Genomic DNA, 13,871 nt, shown 5'->3' with positions numbered 1-13,871 from the left:
GCAAGTGTTACATTCGGCCTCGCACTGCTTCTCCAGTGCCCTCTACACGCCGTCGCCGAAGCATCCCTAATTCGAATCAGTACGCGATCCTGTCGCCATCTAGCGGCGCGGCTTCATTAAGCCAGAAGCTTAATTCTCCCTTCTTACATGATTACGTCATTCCCCTTATGAACCTGACTGAACTCAAGCAAAAGCCGATTACCGATCTTTTGGAAATGGCCGAACAGATGGGCATCGAAAACATGGCCCGTTCGCGCAAACAGGACGTGATTTTCGCCCTGCTGAAGAAGCATGCGAAAAGCGGCGAAGAGATCTCGGGTGACGGCGTGCTGGAGATTCTCCAGGATGGTTTCGGTTTCCTGCGTTCGGCTGATGCGTCCTACCTGGCCGGCCCCGACGATATCTATGTCTCGCCCAGCCAGATCCGCCGCTTCAACCTGCGTACCGGCGACACCATCGTCGGCAAGATCCGCCCACCGAAGGAAGGGGAGCGTTACTTCGCCCTGCTGAAGGTCGACACCATCAACTTCGACCGCCCGGAAAACGCGAAAAACAAGATCCTGTTCGAAAACCTGACGCCGCTGTTCCCGAACAAGCGCCTGAAGATGGAAGCCGGTAACGGCTCCACCGAAGACCTGACCGGTCGCGTCATCGACCTGTGCGCGCCGATCGGCAAAGGCCAGCGTGGCCTGATCGTGGCGCCGCCGAAGGCCGGCAAGACGATCATGCTGCAGAACATCGCGGCCAACATCACCCGTAACAACCCCGAGTGCCACCTGATCGTCCTGCTGATCGACGAGCGCCCGGAAGAAGTGACCGAAATGCAGCGCACCGTGCGCGGCGAAGTGGTTGCCTCCACCTTCGACGAGCCACCAACCCGCCACGTGCAGGTTGCCGAGATGGTGATCGAGAAGGCCAAGCGCCTGGTCGAGCACAAGAAGGACGTAGTCATCCTGCTCGACTCCATCACCCGTCTGGCGCGTGCCTACAACACCGTGATCCCGAGCTCCGGCAAGGTACTGACCGGTGGTGTCGACGCCCATGCCCTGGAGAAGCCGAAGCGCTTCTTCGGCGCCGCGCGTAACATCGAGGAAGGCGGCTCGCTGACCATCATCGCTACCGCGCTGGTCGAAACCGGCTCGAAGATGGATGAAGTGATCTACGAAGAGTTCAAGGGCACCGGCAACATGGAACTGCCACTGGACCGTCGCATCGCCGAGAAGCGTGTGTTCCCGGCCATCAACATCAACCGCTCGGGTACCCGTCGCGAAGAGCTGCTGACCGCCGACGACGAACTGCAGCGCATGTGGATCTTGCGCAAGCTGCTGCACCCGATGGACGAAATCGCCGCCATCGAGTTCCTGGTCGACAAGCTCAAGCAGACCAAGACCAACGACGAGTTCTTCCTGTCGATGAAGCGCAAGTAAGCGTTTCAGGCCAGGCAGTAATTGGGGCCGCTTCGCGTCCCTTCGCGGGCACGCCCGCTCCCACAGGTTCTGTGTGATCCTTGTGGAAGCGGGCGTGCCCGCGAAGGGGCGCGAAGCGGCCCCAATGCATTTTTGCCCCCAAACAGAGCCCGAACGGCGCTACACTCTGCACCCCGACCGATACGGCCAACATGAGGCTCCTGCATGCAGTATCGCGACTTGCGCGACTTCATCCGTGGCCTGGAACAGCGCGGCGAGCTCAAGCGCATCCAGGTTCCGATCTCCCCAGTGCTGGAAATGACCGAGGTCTGCGACCGCACCCTGCGCGCCAAGGGCCCAGCGTTGCTGTTCGAAAAGCCCACCGGCTTCGACATCCCGGTGCTGGGCAACCTGTTCGGCACGCCGGAGCGCGTGGCCATGGGCATGGGCGCCGAATCGGTGGCGGAACTGCGCGAAATCGGCAAGCTGCTGGCCTTCCTCAAGGAGCCCGAGCCGCCGAAGGGGCTGAAGGACGCCTGGTCCAAGCTGCCGATCTTCAAGAAAGTCGTGTCGATGGCGCCAAAGGTGGTCAAGGATGCGGTGTGCCAGGAAGTGGTGGTCGAGGGTGACGATGTCGACCTCGCGGCGCTGCCGATCCAGCACTGCTGGCCGGGCGACGTCGCACCGCTGATCACCTGGGGGCTCACCGTCACCCGCGGCCCGAACAAGGACCGTCAGAACCTGGGCATCTATCGCCAGCAGGTGATCGGCCGCAACAAGGTCATCATGCGCTGGCTCAGCCACCGTGGCGGCGCCCTGGACTACCGCGAGTGGTGCGAGAAGCACCCCGGCCAGCCGTTCCCGGTCGCCGTGGCCCTGGGGGCGGACCCGGCAACCATCCTTGGCGCGGTGACGCCGGTGCCGGATACCCTGTCGGAATATGCCTTCGCCGGCCTGCTGCGTGGCAACCGTACCGAGCTGGTCAAGTGCCGGGGCAGCAGCCTGCAGGTGCCGGCCACCGCCGAGATCATTCTGGAAGGGGTGATCCACCCGGGCGAGATGGCCCCGGAAGGCCCGTATGGCGACCACACCGGCTATTACAACGAAGTGGACAGCTTCCCGGTGTTCACCGTCGAGCGCATCACCCACCGGCAAAAACCGATCTACCACAGCACCTATACCGGCCGCCCACCGGATGAGCCGGCGATTCTCGGTGTGGCACTGAACGAAGTGTTCGTGCCGATCCTGCAAAAGCAGTTCCCGGAAATTGTCGACTTCTATCTGCCGCCGGAAGGCTGTTCGTACCGCATGGCGGTGGTCACCATGAAAAAGCAGTACCCAGGCCACGCCAAGCGCGTGATGCTGGGTGTGTGGTCGTTCCTGCGACAGTTCATGTACACCAAGTTCGTTATTGTCACCGACGATGACATCAACGCCCGCGACTGGAACGATGTGATCTGGGCCATCACCACACGCATGGACCCCAAGCGTGATACGGTAATGATCGACAACACGCCTATCGACTACCTCGACTTTGCGTCGCCGGTATCGGGGCTGGGGTCGAAGATGGGCCTGGACGCCACGCACAAGTGGCCGGGCGAGACGACACGCGAATGGGGGCGGGTCATCGTCAAGGACGAAGCCGTTACCCGCCGTATTGATGAGCTGTGGGATCAGTTGGGAATAGATTGATGCAGGTAACGTTGCAGCCGTCCGGGGCGGTGCTGGCGCTCGAACCCGGGGAACGGATCCTGGATGGAGCGCGGCGGCTGGGCTATGACTGCCCGAACAGCTGCCGCAATGGCAATTGCCATGTTTGCGCCGCGTTGCTGGTCGAAGGCCGGGTTCGCCAGGATGGCGAGGTCCGTGACCATGGTGAGCTGTTTACCTGCATAGCCGAGCCGCTGGAGGACTGTGTGTTGCTCTGGGATGGTGTGCTCGCCCTGGGCGAGCTGCCGGTGCGCAAGCTGGCGTGCAGCGTCAGTGAATGCGTCGAGGTGGGTGGCGATGTCTGGCGTGTGCGCTTGCTCGCGCCAGCCGGCAAGCCGCCGCGCTATCACGCTGGGCAATACCTGATGATCGAGCGCGACGGCGGCAAGCAGGCAGCGTTTTCGCTGGCTTCCGCCCCTCATTCCGGGCGTGAGCTGGAGTTGCATGTGCTGGCGCGCGAGCCCAGCGCCGAGCAACTGATTGCCCAGCTGCAGCGCGACCGCCTGGCGCGCATCGAAATGCCGTTCGGCGACACCCACCTGGCCGAGCTGCCTGACGGGCCGCTGGTGCTGATCGCGGCAGGCACAGGCATGGGCCAGATGCACAGCCTGGTCGAGCATTGCCGGGCGCAGGGCTTCCGCCACCCGGTGCACCTGTACTGGGGCGTGCGCCGGCCCGAGGATTTCTACCAGATCGAGCATTGGCAAGAATGGCAGCGCCTGCCCAACCTGTTCCTGCATCAGGTCGTCAGCGACCTGTGCGGCTGGGAAGGCCGTTGCGGCATGCTGCATGAGGCGGTCTGCGAAGACATTGCCGACCTCAATACCGTGCATGTCTATGCCAGCGGCTCGCCAAACATGATCTATGCCACGCTCGATGCCTTGGTCGAAGCTGGCATGGACGCACACCGCATGCGTGCGGATGTGTTTGCCTACGCCCCGCGCGGTTAATAACCGAAGTTTCAAAGTGTGGGTATAAGGCGGTAATTGTTACCGCCTTGGCTAATAACTTTCACGTCGCCTGGAATAATAATTCCCAATCGTCGGAATGCCCGATGAAAATTTCGACATATACTTGAGCTGACGCACCGGTCTGTCTTAGGTTAGGCATGTCTCCCGTGCGGGAGCGGGTTTGCCGGCGACAGGGCCGGCACAGGCGGTATGCCACGACTGCCTCGAATGGTTTTTCGCTACATGCGTAGTTCACAGGGAATTATGGCGGCAGCTTATGTCGGCACTTGAAAGTTCGTCCTGGAAAGTTACTTATCCTCCCTCGCTCGACTTCGGTCAGCAATTGACCCACGAGCAACTGTACAACTCCATGCAGAGCACCATGTCTCGCCATCAGGGTGGGCCGGTGTGGCTGTTTGCCTATGGTTCCTTGATATGGCGACCGGAGTGCAACTCGGTGGAGCGTCAGCGTGCTCGGGTGCACGGTTACCATCGCGGCTTGTATTTGTGGTCGCACGAACACCGCGGCACGCCGGAAACCCCTGGGCTGGTATTCGGCCTGGACCGGGGTGGTTCCTGCAGCGGCTTTGCCTACCGGTTGGATGAAAGCAACCTGGACGACTCACTGATGGCCCTGTGGCAGCGCGAAATGCCGTACCCGGCGTATCGGCCGCACTGGCTCAACTGCCGGCTGGGTGATGGCAGCAAGGTGCAGGCGCTGGGCTTTGTGCTGGAGCGGCACCTGCCGTGCTATGCCGGGAACTTGCCCGATACCTTGCTGAGCCAGATCCTGGCCAATGCCAAGGGGCGCTATGGCACTACCCGTGACTATGTCGAGCAGACCTTGAATGCCCTGCGCAGTCACCAGATGCCCGATCGCAACCTCGAAGCGCGGTTCCGCCGCTGCCATAACCTGCGGGAAGTTTGAGTAGTCGGGGCCGCTTTGCGGCCCATCGCGACACAAGGCCGCTCCTCCAGGGCAATGCGTGACCCTGTAGAAGCGGCCTTGTGTCGCGATGGGCTGCGCAGCAGCCGCAAAATCAGTGAGCCAGCACCACCAACTTACCCACAGCCTGCCGCTGCCCCAGCCTTTCAATGGCCGCGCCCGCCTCAGCCAGTGGATAAGTCTGCGACACCAGCGGCTTCAGCTTGCCTTCGGCATGCCAGGCAAACAGTTGCTCGAAGTTGGCCGCATTGTCCTGCGGCTGGCGTTGCGCAAACGCCCCCCAGAATACCCCCAGCACCGCGGCGCCCTTGAGCAACACCAGGTTGGCTGCAAGCTGCGGAATCGTCCCGCTGGCAAAGCCCACCACCAACAGCCGGCCATTCCAGGCCAGCCCGCGCACCGCCTGCTCGAACAGCTCACCGCCCACCGGATCATAGATCACGTCCACGCCCTGGCCGCCGGTCAGGCGCTTGATCTCGTCACGCAGGCTGGCCTGGCTGTAGTCGATCAGTTCATCGGCGCCGGCCGCCTTGGCCACGGCCAGTTTCTCCGCATTGCTGGCCGCCGCGATCACCCGTGCGCCCATGGCCTTGCCGATTTCCACCGCCGCCAGGCCGACCCCACCGGATGCGCCCAGTACCAGCAGGGTTTCACCTGCCTGCAGCTGGCCACGCTGGCGCAGGGCATGCATGGAGGTGCCGTAGGTCATGCCGAATGCTGCAGCGGTGGTGAAGTCCATGCTCGCCGGCATCGGCAGCACGTTGTAGAACGGCACCGCCACCTGTTCCGCGAACGCCCCCCAGCCGGTGAGCGCCATGACCCGGTCGCCGACCTTGAAGGCGCCGGCCTTTTCTCCGACCGCAGCCACCACGCCGGCTGCCTCGCCGCCGGGGGAGAACGGCAACGGTGGCTGGAACTGGTACTTGCCTTCGATGATCAGGGTGTCGGGAAAGTTGACCCCGGCAGCCTGCACATCCAGCAGGATCTCGTTCTTCTTCGGTACCGGGCTGGCCACCTCTTCCAGCACCAGGTCACGCGCCGGGCCCAGGGTTTTGCACAACACAGCTTTCATCGGGGCTATTCCTTTGCGGGTAGTGGCCGATAAGTGTAGGAGGGCCGCCTGAGCGGTCAACGAGCATGGCCGGTCCTGATGGCGTGGCATAAGCCCAGGCTTGGGTTTGAGCGGAGTGCTGGGTAAGCTGGCGACAACTGTATTGAGGAGCGAATTCGTGAAAGCGTGGATCTTGATGGTGCTGGCGCTGCTGCTGCCGGCTGCGGCCATGGCCGAGGAAGCCAAGGAAGGGGCGCCCAAGGTCGCCTACATCAGCCTGAGCCCGCCCTTTGTCGGCAACTATGCCCTCGACGGCAGCCCGCGGCTGCGCGTGTACAAGGCCGATGTGGCCCTGCGCGTGACCGGCGACGAAGCGGCCAAGGCGGTGAAGCATCACGAGCCGCTGATCCGCAACCAGTTGGTGGCGCTGTTTACCCAGCAATCGGTGGAAAGCATGAGCAATGTCGAGGCCAAGGAGCATCTGCGCCAGGAAGCGCTGAAGCAGGTGCAGCAGGTGATGGAGGCGGAAGAGGGCAAACCGATCGTCGAAGACCTGCTGTTCAACAACCTGATCGTGCAGTGACCTGCAGCCCACGTCGCTCGTGTTCGCGGGCCAAGCCCCTGCCATAGGGGCTTGCAAGCCTGGCGCTCAGTTCAGGACGCCAGGCTACGGCGAAACCGTGCCAGCGCCACGCTGAAGAACACCAGGCCGATCACCGCCAGCGCCAGGATGTCCGGCCACACCACTGTCCACCCGGCATCCCGGAACAGGATCGCCGCGCCAAGGCTGACGAAGTGCGTCGATGGCGATCCCTGCATCACCCATTGCAACCATTGCGGCATGCTGTCCAGTGGTGTGCTGCCGCCGGACAGCAACAGCATCGGGATGATCACCGGGATCGCCAGCAGGCCGAACTGCGGCGTCGAGCGTGCCAGGGTGGCGAGGAAGATGCCCAAGGCCGTACTGGCGAACAGGTACAGCGCCGTCACCGCCAGGAACAACCCCATCGAGCCGGACAGCGGCACGCCCAGCGCACCCTTGACCACCACCACCAGCGAAATCCAGGTGCAGATCACCACTACCAGCGCATTGCTGGCGATTTTCGCCAGCATGATTTCCAGGGCGGTCAGCGGCAGCACCAGCAGGTGGTCGAGGGTGCCATGTTCGCGCTCGCGCAGCAGTGCGGTGCCGGTGAGGATGATCGCCAGGATGGTGATGTTGTTGACGATCTGGATCACCGCCAGGAACCAGCCACCCTCCAGGTTGGGGTTGAACAGGGCCTTGGCATTGATCGCGATCGGGCTCTGGGCGTCCGCCCGCTGGCCGTACTCGAGCAGCTCGCGTTCGAAGATGCGGCCGATATAGCCGGCGCCCATGAACGCCTGGCTCATGGCGGTGGCATCGACGTTGATCTGCAGCTCCGGCGAGCGCCCGGCCAGCAGGTCGCTCTGGAAGTTCACCGGCACATTGATGACGAAGGTGTACTGGCCGCTGTCCATGGCCTGGTCCAGGCGCTCCGGGGCCAGCGGCACAGCGGGCTGGAACTCGGGCGGTTGCAAGGCTTCGCTGAGCTTGCGGGACAGCAGGCTGTGGTCTTCGTCGACCACCGCGACGCTGGCATTGTGCACGCCAATCACCGAACCGGCTGCCGGCATGTAGATGGCCACGCTGAAGGCGTACAGCAGGAATAGCAGCAACACGCTGTCATGGCGCAGGCTGGTCAGTTCCTTGAGGCCCAGGCGCAGCGTGTGGCTGAAGCGCGACATGTCAGGCCTCCTGCTTCTTCAGCATGGCCAGGCTGAGGCCGGTGAATACGGCGAAGAAGCCCAGCAGGATCAGGCACTGCGGCCACAATTCGCGCAGGCCCAGCGCCTTGGTGAAGGTGCCCACCGCAATATCGAGAAAGTAGCCCGCCGGGAACAGCTGGCCCATCACTGCCGCTGCACCGTCCAGCGACGAGCGTGGCACGATCAGGCCGGAAAACTGGATGGTCGGCAGGCTGGTGATGATCATGGTGCCGAGGATGGCGGCGATCTGGGTGCGAGTGAAAGCCGAGATCAGCAGGCCCAGGCTGGTGGTTGCCAGCAGGTAGGCCACGCCGCCGCAGGCCAGGGCCAGCACACTGCCCTTGAGCGGTACGGCGAACAGCCAGCGGTTCATCGCCACCAGCAGCGCCAGGTTGACCAGGCTCACGGCCAGGTACGGCATCTGCTTGCCGAGCAGGAACTCCAGGCGGGTGAGCGGTGTGGCATAGAAGTTGGTGATGGCGCCAAGCTCTTTCTCGCGGACGATGCCCAGCGCGGTAAGCATGGCCGGGATGAAGGCCAGGATCAGGGCCATCACACCCGGGCCGATGGCATTCACGCTGACCACGTCCTGGTTGTAGCGAAAACGTGTTTCCAGGCGCACCAGGTCCTGGCGTGGCTGGGGCTGTTTGCTGGCCTTCGCCAGCTGTTCGAGGTTGGCCTGGTGCACGGCTTCCACGTAGTTGCGGCTGGTTTCGGCGCGGAACGGCATGCCACCGTCGAGCCAGGCGGCCACCACCGGTTGGCGGCCAGCATACAGGTCGCGGCCAAAGCCGGGCGGAATTTCCAGCGCCAACTTGATCTCCGAGCGCTGCAGGCGCTGGTGCATGTCGCGGGAATCGCGGATCGGCGGTTGCTCGGCGAAATAGCGCGAGCCACGGAAGGCTTCGAGGTAGGCGCGGCTTTGCGGGCTCTGGTCTTGATCGTGGACGGCGAAGGCGAGGTTTTCCACATCCAGCGAAATGCCATAACCGAAGATCACCATCATGAACATCGCGCCCAACAGGGCGAAGGCCAGGCGTACCTTGTCGCGCAGCAGTTCCTTGCCCTCGCGGCTGGCCACGGCCAGCAGGCGCCGCAGGCTGAAGCCTCGGCGTAGCGCCGGTGCAAGCGTGGCGGCCTGCTCCAGCACGGTGCTGTCGGTGGCCGGCGGGGCCGGCTCCTGGGCGTGTTCCAGGCAGCGCACGAACGCGTCTTCGAGGGTGTCGCCCTGGTACTGACGCTGCAGGGCATCCGGCGTGTTGCAGGCCAGTACCCGACCGGCGTGCATCAGCGAGATGCGGTCGCAGCGCTGCGCTTCGTTCATGAAGTGGGTGGACAGGAAAATGGTCACGCCCTGCTCGCGTGACAGCTCTACCAGCAGGCGCCAGAAGTCGTCGCGGGCGGCCGGGTCGACACCGGAGGTGGGTTCGTCGAGGATCAGCACTTCCGGGCGGTGCAATACCGCGACAGCCAGCGACAGGCGCTGGCGCAGGCCGAGGGGCAGGGCACCGGATGGCTGGTTGGCAATGGCGCCGAGGTCGAAGCGCTCGATCAGTTCATCGATGCGTTGGGCGCTCTCTGCCTTGGGCAGGTCGAACAGGCGCGCATGCAGGGTCAGGTTCTGCCGTGTGCTGAGTTCGCCATACAGCGAAAAGCTCTGCGACATGAAACCGACCCGCTTGCGCGTGGCCAGGTCGCTGGCATCCACCGGGCGGCCGAGCAGGCTGGCGCTGCCCTCACTGGCCGGCATCAGCCCGGTGAGTACCTTCATGGTGGTGGTCTTGCCGCAGCCGTTGGAGCCGAGAAAGCCGAAAATTTCCCCGCGGCCAATGGCGAAACTGACTTTGTTCACCGCCGTGAAGTCGCCAAAGCGCAAGGTCAGGTCGTGGGCTTCGATCGCCACCGGGCCGTCAGACGCCGGGCGTGGCGGGATGACCAGCGGCGGGTGTTGCGCCTTGCCCGCACCCTGGTAATGGGTGAAGGCATCGTCCAGCTTGCCGCTGGGGGTGGCCGCAGCCAATTCATGGCTAGGCCCGGCGGCCAGCAGGCGGCCGCCATCGAGCATCAGGCAGTGCTCGAACTGTTCGGCTTCTTCCATGTACGCAGTGGCCACCAGCAGGGTCAGTTGCGGGCGTTGCGCGCGAACCTGTTCGACCAGCTCCCAGAAGCGCCGCCGCGACAGCGGGTCGACGCCAGTGGTCGGCTCATCGAGGATCAGCAGGTCCGGCTCGTGGATCAACGCGCAACACAGGCCCAGTTTCTGTTTCATCCCGCCTGACAGCTTGCCCGCCGGGCGCTCGGCGAAGCGCTGCAGGTCGGTGGCCTGCAGCAGGTTGGCCATGCGTTGCTCGCATTCGCGGTGGCCGAGGCCGAACAGGGTGGCGAAAAAGCGGATGTTCTCGCTGATCGACAGTTCCGGATAAAGGTTGTTGCCCAGCCCTTGCGGCATGAACGCCACTTTGGGGTACAGCGCCGCGCGGTGGCGCCGCTGACGGATCGAACCACCCAACACCTGCAGTTCGCCCTGTTGCAGGCGCTTGACCCCGGCGATCAGGCCCAGCAGGGTCGACTTGCCAGCCCCGTCCGGACCGATCAGCGCGCAGCGGGTGCCAGCCGGCAGGCTGAAGCCGAGGGTGTGCAAGGCCGCCCGGTCGCCATAGCAATGGCTGATGCCTTCGGCCAGCAGTGCCGGGGCGTTCATTGCAGGTTGGCCGGCCAGTCCACCTCAGCCGTGCGTACATAGCCGGCACCTGGCATGCCCGGTTTGGCCTGCGGCACGGCGCCCGGGTCACTCAGGCGCAGTTTGACCCGGAACACCAGCTTCTGCCGTTCGTCGCGGGTTTCCACCTGTTTGGGGGTGAACTGGGCCTTGGCGGCGACGAAGGCTACCTTCGCCGGCAGTGCCCGCTCGGGCAGGGCGTCGAGCACGATGCGCGCCTGATCGCCGACGGTCAAGCGGCCGCTGGTGGAGGCTGGCAGGTACAGGTTCATGTACTGGTCGCTGGGGTCGATCAGCATCAATACACGGCCGCCGGCACCCAGCACTTCACCGGGTTCGGCCAGGCGCAGTTGAATGATGCCGTTGATCGGCGCGCGCAGGCTGCTGTCGTCAATTTCGCTGGTGAGCTGCGCCACCTGGGCTTCGGCAGCACCGATGGCAGCCTTGATGGCGGCCAGCTGGGCGCGAGCGGCGACCACCGCTGCGTTTGCCGTGTCGAAGCGCGCCTGTTGCTGGTCAAGCAACTGCTGGCTGGCGTATTTACGCTGGAAAATCTCGCGCACACGCTTGAGTTCCTGGCTGGCCAGCAGCAGCTCGCTCTGGCGCAGCTGTACGCTGGCCTGGGCGGCGGCATAGTTTTCCCGGGCGCGCAGCACTTCGGCTTCGGCCTGGCTGCGTTGGGCTTCCATGGTGCGCGTGTCGATACGTGCAAGCAATTGCCCGCGGGTTACCTTGTCACCTTCATCGACCAGTACTTCGGCCAGGCGGCCGGGGATCTTGCTGGCGATTTGCACTTCGGTGGCTTCGAGGCGACCGTTGCCCATGCTCAGGCCTTCGGGCAACTGGTCGTGCAGCGACTTCCAGTACCCCAGCCCAGCGGCTGCCGCAAGCAGGGCGAGCAGCGCGGTGGCGAAGATTCTGGGGGCGTATCGGTTCATCGTTCTGCATCCTTGCGGTCATGCACACTGCATCATGGCCTGCGGCCATGGGTGGTGTGTTGATATTGGTCAAATCCATGACGGGGCCTGCCCCGCAGCCCCACTTGGTTTATGACCTTAGCCGCAGTTTCAACGCAAAGCGACAATCACCGCCCATTGCTCCGCAGTCACCGGCATCACCGACAGGCGGCTGCCCTTCTGTACCAGCGGCAGTTCGGCCAGGCCGGCCTGCTGTTTCAGCCAGCCCAGTTCCAGCACCCGTGGCAGCGTCTGCACATGGGCCACGTCCACCGCGCTCCACGGGTTCTTTTCCGGTGTGGCCTTGGCATCGTGATAAGGGCTTTGCGGGTCCAGCGCGGTTGGGTCCGGGTAGGCCGCACGGGTGATTCTGCCAATGCCGGCGATGCCCGGTTGCGGGCAGCTGGAGTGGTAGAAGAAAAATTCGTCGCCAACGCTCATGGCCCGCAGGAAGTTACGTGCCTGGTAGTTGCGCACGCCGTCCCAGCGCGCTTCGCCGAGGCGGCCAAGGGCTTCGATGGAGAGCTCGTCGGGCTCGGATTTCATCAGCCAGTAGGCCATGGAGGTGCTCCTGAAAAGGTTTGAAATAACCTGTTGCACGAAACCGACAGCCGGTTGACGTCAAGGTTTGCGTGTAGACGCAGGTTGTCGGAAAATGCGCCCCGATAAAAGCACGATGCTCCGGCGGTACCCAGAAAATCGCCGAGCGCTGGTCAGTTTGCCGGGGGGGCAATCTTCGATGAATCAACGCAACAAGCCAGACTTGCTGTGGGTCTTGGTGTTCATTTTCGGCCTGGGTGTGGTCACTACCGGTTATGCGCAAGGGTTCTGGGAGCGCAAGCTGGACAACGCCTACCAGATGCCGGTCGACGCCAGCCAGCCACAACGTTGATCCCCCTCGCTGGCGCCCTTCAACGTGGCGCCAGGTACCAGCCGCGGTCCGAGACCGTGCCCTGCAGTGGCACGTCCCAGCTGGCCTGCGCCAGCCGCTCGACCTTCTGGCATTCATGCGCCAGCCCTAACAGCAATGGCTTTTTCCAGGTCTGGCGACGCGCCTGGTAGGCCAGGCTGCGATCATAGAAGCCGCCGCCCATACCCAGGCGCCCGCCCACTTCATCGAAACCGACCAGCGGTAGCAGGATCAGGTCCAGCGACCAGATCGGGCGCTGGCGCTTGCGCTCGGTGACTGGCTCGGGAATGCGAAAGCGGTTGGGCTTGAGTTTTTCGCCCGGTTCGAAGCGCTGGAACACCATTCGTGTGCGGGGCCAGGCGTGGAGTACCGGCAGGTAGACACGCTTGCCACGGCGCTGGGCCTCGCGCAGCAGCAGGGCAGGGTCGATCTCGCCGTCATTGGGCAGGTACAGGGCAATGTGCCGGGCCCGGCGGAATAGTGGGTGTTGCGCCAGCTGGCGGTACAGGCCGACAGCGGCCTGGCGTTGCTGGGCCGGGGTGAGGGCGCGGCGGGCATTGCGCAGCAGGCGGCGAAGCTGGGGGCGGGTGAGCGGCGCGGTGTCGGTCATGGCACGAGCGGTCCCAAGTGTGTTGGCCGACATGGCCGACCAAAACGAATTGCCCGCCGGTAGAGGCGGGCAAGAGAATTCAGGCTCCCCGATAAGACCGCTATCGGTGTAGCCCTTGAACCCGAAAGTTCAAGGTGGAGATTGCAGGGGGCGTTAAGGCTTTCCGTCGGGCGGACATGCACACCGGCCCCAGCGTGCAACCCCCGTGGTTGTGCGTATCGGCTCAGGGACATAACCGACTGGCGCATCCCCCAGGGAGTGGCGCCAGTATACCAACCTCAGCCGATTTTGGTATCCGCATCGTCGGACAGCGCCTGATCGACTCGCTCCAGCAGGTCGCGCACCTGTTCGCGGGTGGTACCACCGGCCGGCGCATCATTGCGGTCTTCCTGGCGGTGCAGCATTTCGTGGGTGATGTTCAACGCGGCCATGACCGCGATGCGGTCGGCGCCGATCACCTTGCCGCTGCTGCGGATCTCGCGCATCTTGCCGTCCAGGTAGCGCGCCGCGCTGACCAGGTTGTTGCGCTCTTCCGGCGGGCAGATGATCGAATATTCCTTGTCGAGGATCTGCACGGTGACGCTATTGCTTGAACTCATGAGTCTTGCTCCAGAGCCTTGAGGCGTAAAATCATCGACTCGACCTTGCGCCTGGCGATCTCGTTCTTTTCGATGAGGTGGGCGCGCTCTTCGCGCCAGGATTTTTCCTGAGCTACTAGGAGTGCATTTTGCCGTTTTAGTTGCTCGACGCGTTGGATCAGCAACTCGAATCGGCTCATCAGTGCCTGCAGGTCGTTCTCTTGCGTGGGTTGCACTCGATTCGCTC

Annotated in this window: 14 protein-coding genes and 1 other RNA gene; 6 read left to right on the top strand and 9 right to left on the bottom strand. The window is 63.7% G+C overall.

Annotated elements, in window-relative coordinates; all coding sequences use genetic code 11:
• Window positions 1-167 precede the first annotated feature (167 nt).
• The 4 genes from rho to ACJA3S_RS24855 all read left to right on the top strand — a co-directional run bounded on the left by rho (window position 168) and on the right by ACJA3S_RS24855 (window position 4,994).
• Complete coding sequence (gene rho / locus ACJA3S_RS24870) at window positions 168-1,427, top strand: transcription termination factor Rho (RefSeq protein ID WP_003253661.1); 1,260 nt, start codon at window positions 168-170, stop codon at window positions 1,425-1,427.
• Window positions 1,428-1,631: 204 nt separating this feature from the next.
• On the top strand, window positions 1,632-3,098 hold the full coding sequence (ubiD, locus tag ACJA3S_RS24865; protein ID WP_406820339.1) for a 4-hydroxy-3-polyprenylbenzoate decarboxylase: 1,467 nt from the start codon (window positions 1,632-1,634) through the stop codon (window positions 3,096-3,098).
• A complete protein-coding gene (locus ACJA3S_RS24860) occupies window positions 3,098-4,066 on the top strand; it encodes a CDP-6-deoxy-delta-3,4-glucoseen reductase (protein ID WP_406820338.1) in 969 nt (322 codons plus the stop codon). The genes ubiD and ACJA3S_RS24860 overlap by 1 nt, the downstream gene beginning before the upstream one ends.
• A 277-nt stretch (window positions 4,067-4,343) precedes the next feature.
• Window positions 4,344-4,994: a gamma-glutamylcyclotransferase gene (locus ACJA3S_RS24855; protein WP_406820337.1), complete on the top strand. Its 651-nt coding sequence runs from the start codon at window positions 4,344-4,346 to the stop codon at window positions 4,992-4,994.
• Between the two features lie 112 nt (window positions 4,995-5,106).
• Here ACJA3S_RS24855 and ACJA3S_RS24850 read toward each other — a convergent pair whose 3' ends face one another.
• Entirely contained in the window at window positions 5,107-6,084 is a 978-nt protein-coding gene (locus ACJA3S_RS24850; RefSeq protein ID WP_406820336.1) for an NADPH:quinone oxidoreductase family protein, read from the bottom strand.
• A 157-nt stretch (window positions 6,085-6,241) separates the two neighbouring features.
• Here ACJA3S_RS24850 and ACJA3S_RS24845 point away from each other — a divergent pair, with 157 nt between their 5' ends.
• Entirely contained in the window at window positions 6,242-6,646 is a 405-nt protein-coding gene (locus ACJA3S_RS24845; RefSeq protein WP_170033661.1) for a flagellar basal body-associated protein FliL, read from the top strand.
• Window positions 6,647-6,717: 71 nt separating this feature from the next.
• Here the strand turns inward: ACJA3S_RS24845 and ACJA3S_RS24840 are convergent, their stop codons facing one another.
• From ACJA3S_RS24840 to ACJA3S_RS24825, 4 genes are all read right to left on the bottom strand, one after another.
• The gene (locus ACJA3S_RS24840; RefSeq protein ID WP_406820335.1) at window positions 6,718-7,830 is read right to left on the bottom strand and encodes an ABC transporter permease; all 1,113 of its coding nucleotides are present in this window, start codon (window positions 7,828-7,830) and stop codon (window positions 6,718-6,720) included.
• A gap of 1 nt (window position 7,831) precedes the next feature.
• Window positions 7,832-10,552 carry a ribosome-associated ATPase/putative transporter RbbA gene (rbbA, locus tag ACJA3S_RS24835; RefSeq protein WP_406820334.1) on the bottom strand — a complete coding sequence of 907 codons (2,721 nt, stop codon included), beginning with the start codon at window positions 10,550-10,552 and terminating at the stop codon, window positions 7,832-7,834.
• Window positions 10,549-11,508: an HlyD family secretion protein gene (locus ACJA3S_RS24830; RefSeq protein ID WP_170033655.1), complete on the bottom strand. Its 960-nt coding sequence runs from the start codon at window positions 11,506-11,508 to the stop codon at window positions 10,549-10,551. Before ACJA3S_RS24830 ends, rbbA begins: the two co-directional genes overlap by 4 nt.
• A gap of 129 nt (window positions 11,509-11,637) precedes the next feature.
• Window positions 11,638-12,087, bottom strand: coding sequence for an EVE domain-containing protein (locus ACJA3S_RS24825; protein ID WP_406820333.1), 450 nt, complete (start codon window positions 12,085-12,087; stop codon window positions 11,638-11,640).
• 178 nt (window positions 12,088-12,265) lie between these two features.
• On the opposite strand from ACJA3S_RS24825, the gene ACJA3S_RS24820 reads away from it, so the two are divergent.
• Window positions 12,266-12,418 (top strand): hypothetical protein, encoded by a 153-nt coding sequence (locus tag ACJA3S_RS24820; protein ID WP_170033651.1) that lies wholly within the window; start codon window positions 12,266-12,268, stop codon window positions 12,416-12,418.
• Between the two features lie 19 nt (window positions 12,419-12,437).
• Here ACJA3S_RS24820 and ACJA3S_RS24815 read toward each other — a convergent pair whose 3' ends face one another.
• The 4 genes from ACJA3S_RS24815 to ACJA3S_RS24800 all read right to left on the bottom strand — a co-directional run bounded on the left by ACJA3S_RS24815 (window position 12,438) and on the right by ACJA3S_RS24800 (window position 13,824).
• A complete protein-coding gene (locus ACJA3S_RS24815; protein WP_186671977.1) occupies window positions 12,438-13,046 on the bottom strand; it encodes a 5-formyltetrahydrofolate cyclo-ligase in 609 nt (202 codons plus the stop codon).
• A gap of 81 nt (window positions 13,047-13,127) precedes the next feature.
• Window positions 13,128-13,307: non-coding RNA, 6S RNA (gene ssrS / locus ACJA3S_RS24810), on the bottom strand.
• 17 nt (window positions 13,308-13,324) lie between these two features.
• The gene (locus ACJA3S_RS24805; RefSeq protein WP_003259368.1) at window positions 13,325-13,645 is read right to left on the bottom strand and encodes a cell division protein ZapA; all 321 of its coding nucleotides are present in this window, start codon (window positions 13,643-13,645) and stop codon (window positions 13,325-13,327) included.
• Window positions 13,642-13,824, bottom strand: coding sequence for a TIGR02449 family protein (locus ACJA3S_RS24800; RefSeq protein ID WP_170034340.1), 183 nt, complete (start codon window positions 13,822-13,824; stop codon window positions 13,642-13,644). The genes ACJA3S_RS24805 and ACJA3S_RS24800 overlap by 4 nt, the downstream gene beginning before the upstream one ends.
• Between the last annotated feature and the right edge of the window lie 47 nt (window positions 13,825-13,871).

Source organism: Pseudomonas sp. KnCO4 (genome assembly GCF_045344305.1).
Classification (GTDB): domain Bacteria; phylum Pseudomonadota; class Gammaproteobacteria; order Pseudomonadales; family Pseudomonadaceae; genus Aquipseudomonas; species Aquipseudomonas anuradhapurensis.
The sequence above is the reverse complement of the archived record's forward strand: the minus strand, read 5'-3'. Positions and strand labels throughout refer to the sequence as shown.

Excerpts from the sequence above, each read along its gene's own strand:
- rho (WP_003253661.1), top strand. The coding sequence starts at position 168 with ATGAACCTGACTGAACTCAAGCAAAAGCCGATTACCGATCTTTTGGAA.
- rbbA (WP_406820334.1), bottom strand. The coding sequence starts at position 10,552 with ATGAACGCCCCGGCACTGCTGGCCGAAGGCATCAGCCATTGCTATGGC.
- ACJA3S_RS24825 (WP_406820333.1), bottom strand. The coding sequence starts at position 12,087 with ATGGCCTACTGGCTGATGAAATCCGAGCCCGACGAGCTCTCCATCGAA.
- ubiD (WP_406820339.1), top strand. The coding sequence starts at position 1,632 with ATGCAGTATCGCGACTTGCGCGACTTCATCCGTGGCCTGGAACAGCGC.
- ACJA3S_RS24840 (WP_406820335.1), bottom strand. The coding sequence starts at position 7,830 with ATGTCGCGCTTCAGCCACACGCTGCGCCTGGGCCTCAAGGAACTGACC.
- ACJA3S_RS24850 (WP_406820336.1), bottom strand. The coding sequence starts at position 6,084 with ATGAAAGCTGTGTTGTGCAAAACCCTGGGCCCGGCGCGTGACCTGGTG.
- ACJA3S_RS24820 (WP_170033651.1), top strand. The coding sequence starts at position 12,266 with ATGAATCAACGCAACAAGCCAGACTTGCTGTGGGTCTTGGTGTTCATT.
- ACJA3S_RS24855 (WP_406820337.1), top strand. The coding sequence starts at position 4,344 with ATGTCGGCACTTGAAAGTTCGTCCTGGAAAGTTACTTATCCTCCCTCG.
- ACJA3S_RS24815 (WP_186671977.1), bottom strand. The coding sequence starts at position 13,046 with ATGACCGACACCGCGCCGCTCACCCGCCCCCAGCTTCGCCGCCTGCTG.
- ACJA3S_RS24830 (WP_170033655.1), bottom strand. The coding sequence starts at position 11,508 with ATGAACCGATACGCCCCCAGAATCTTCGCCACCGCGCTGCTCGCCCTG.
- ACJA3S_RS24805 (WP_003259368.1), bottom strand. The coding sequence starts at position 13,645 with ATGAGTTCAAGCAATAGCGTCACCGTGCAGATCCTCGACAAGGAATAT.
- ACJA3S_RS24860 (WP_406820338.1), top strand. The coding sequence starts at position 3,098 with ATGCAGGTAACGTTGCAGCCGTCCGGGGCGGTGCTGGCGCTCGAACCC.
- ACJA3S_RS24800 (WP_170034340.1), bottom strand. The coding sequence starts at position 13,824 with ATGAGCCGATTCGAGTTGCTGATCCAACGCGTCGAGCAACTAAAACGG.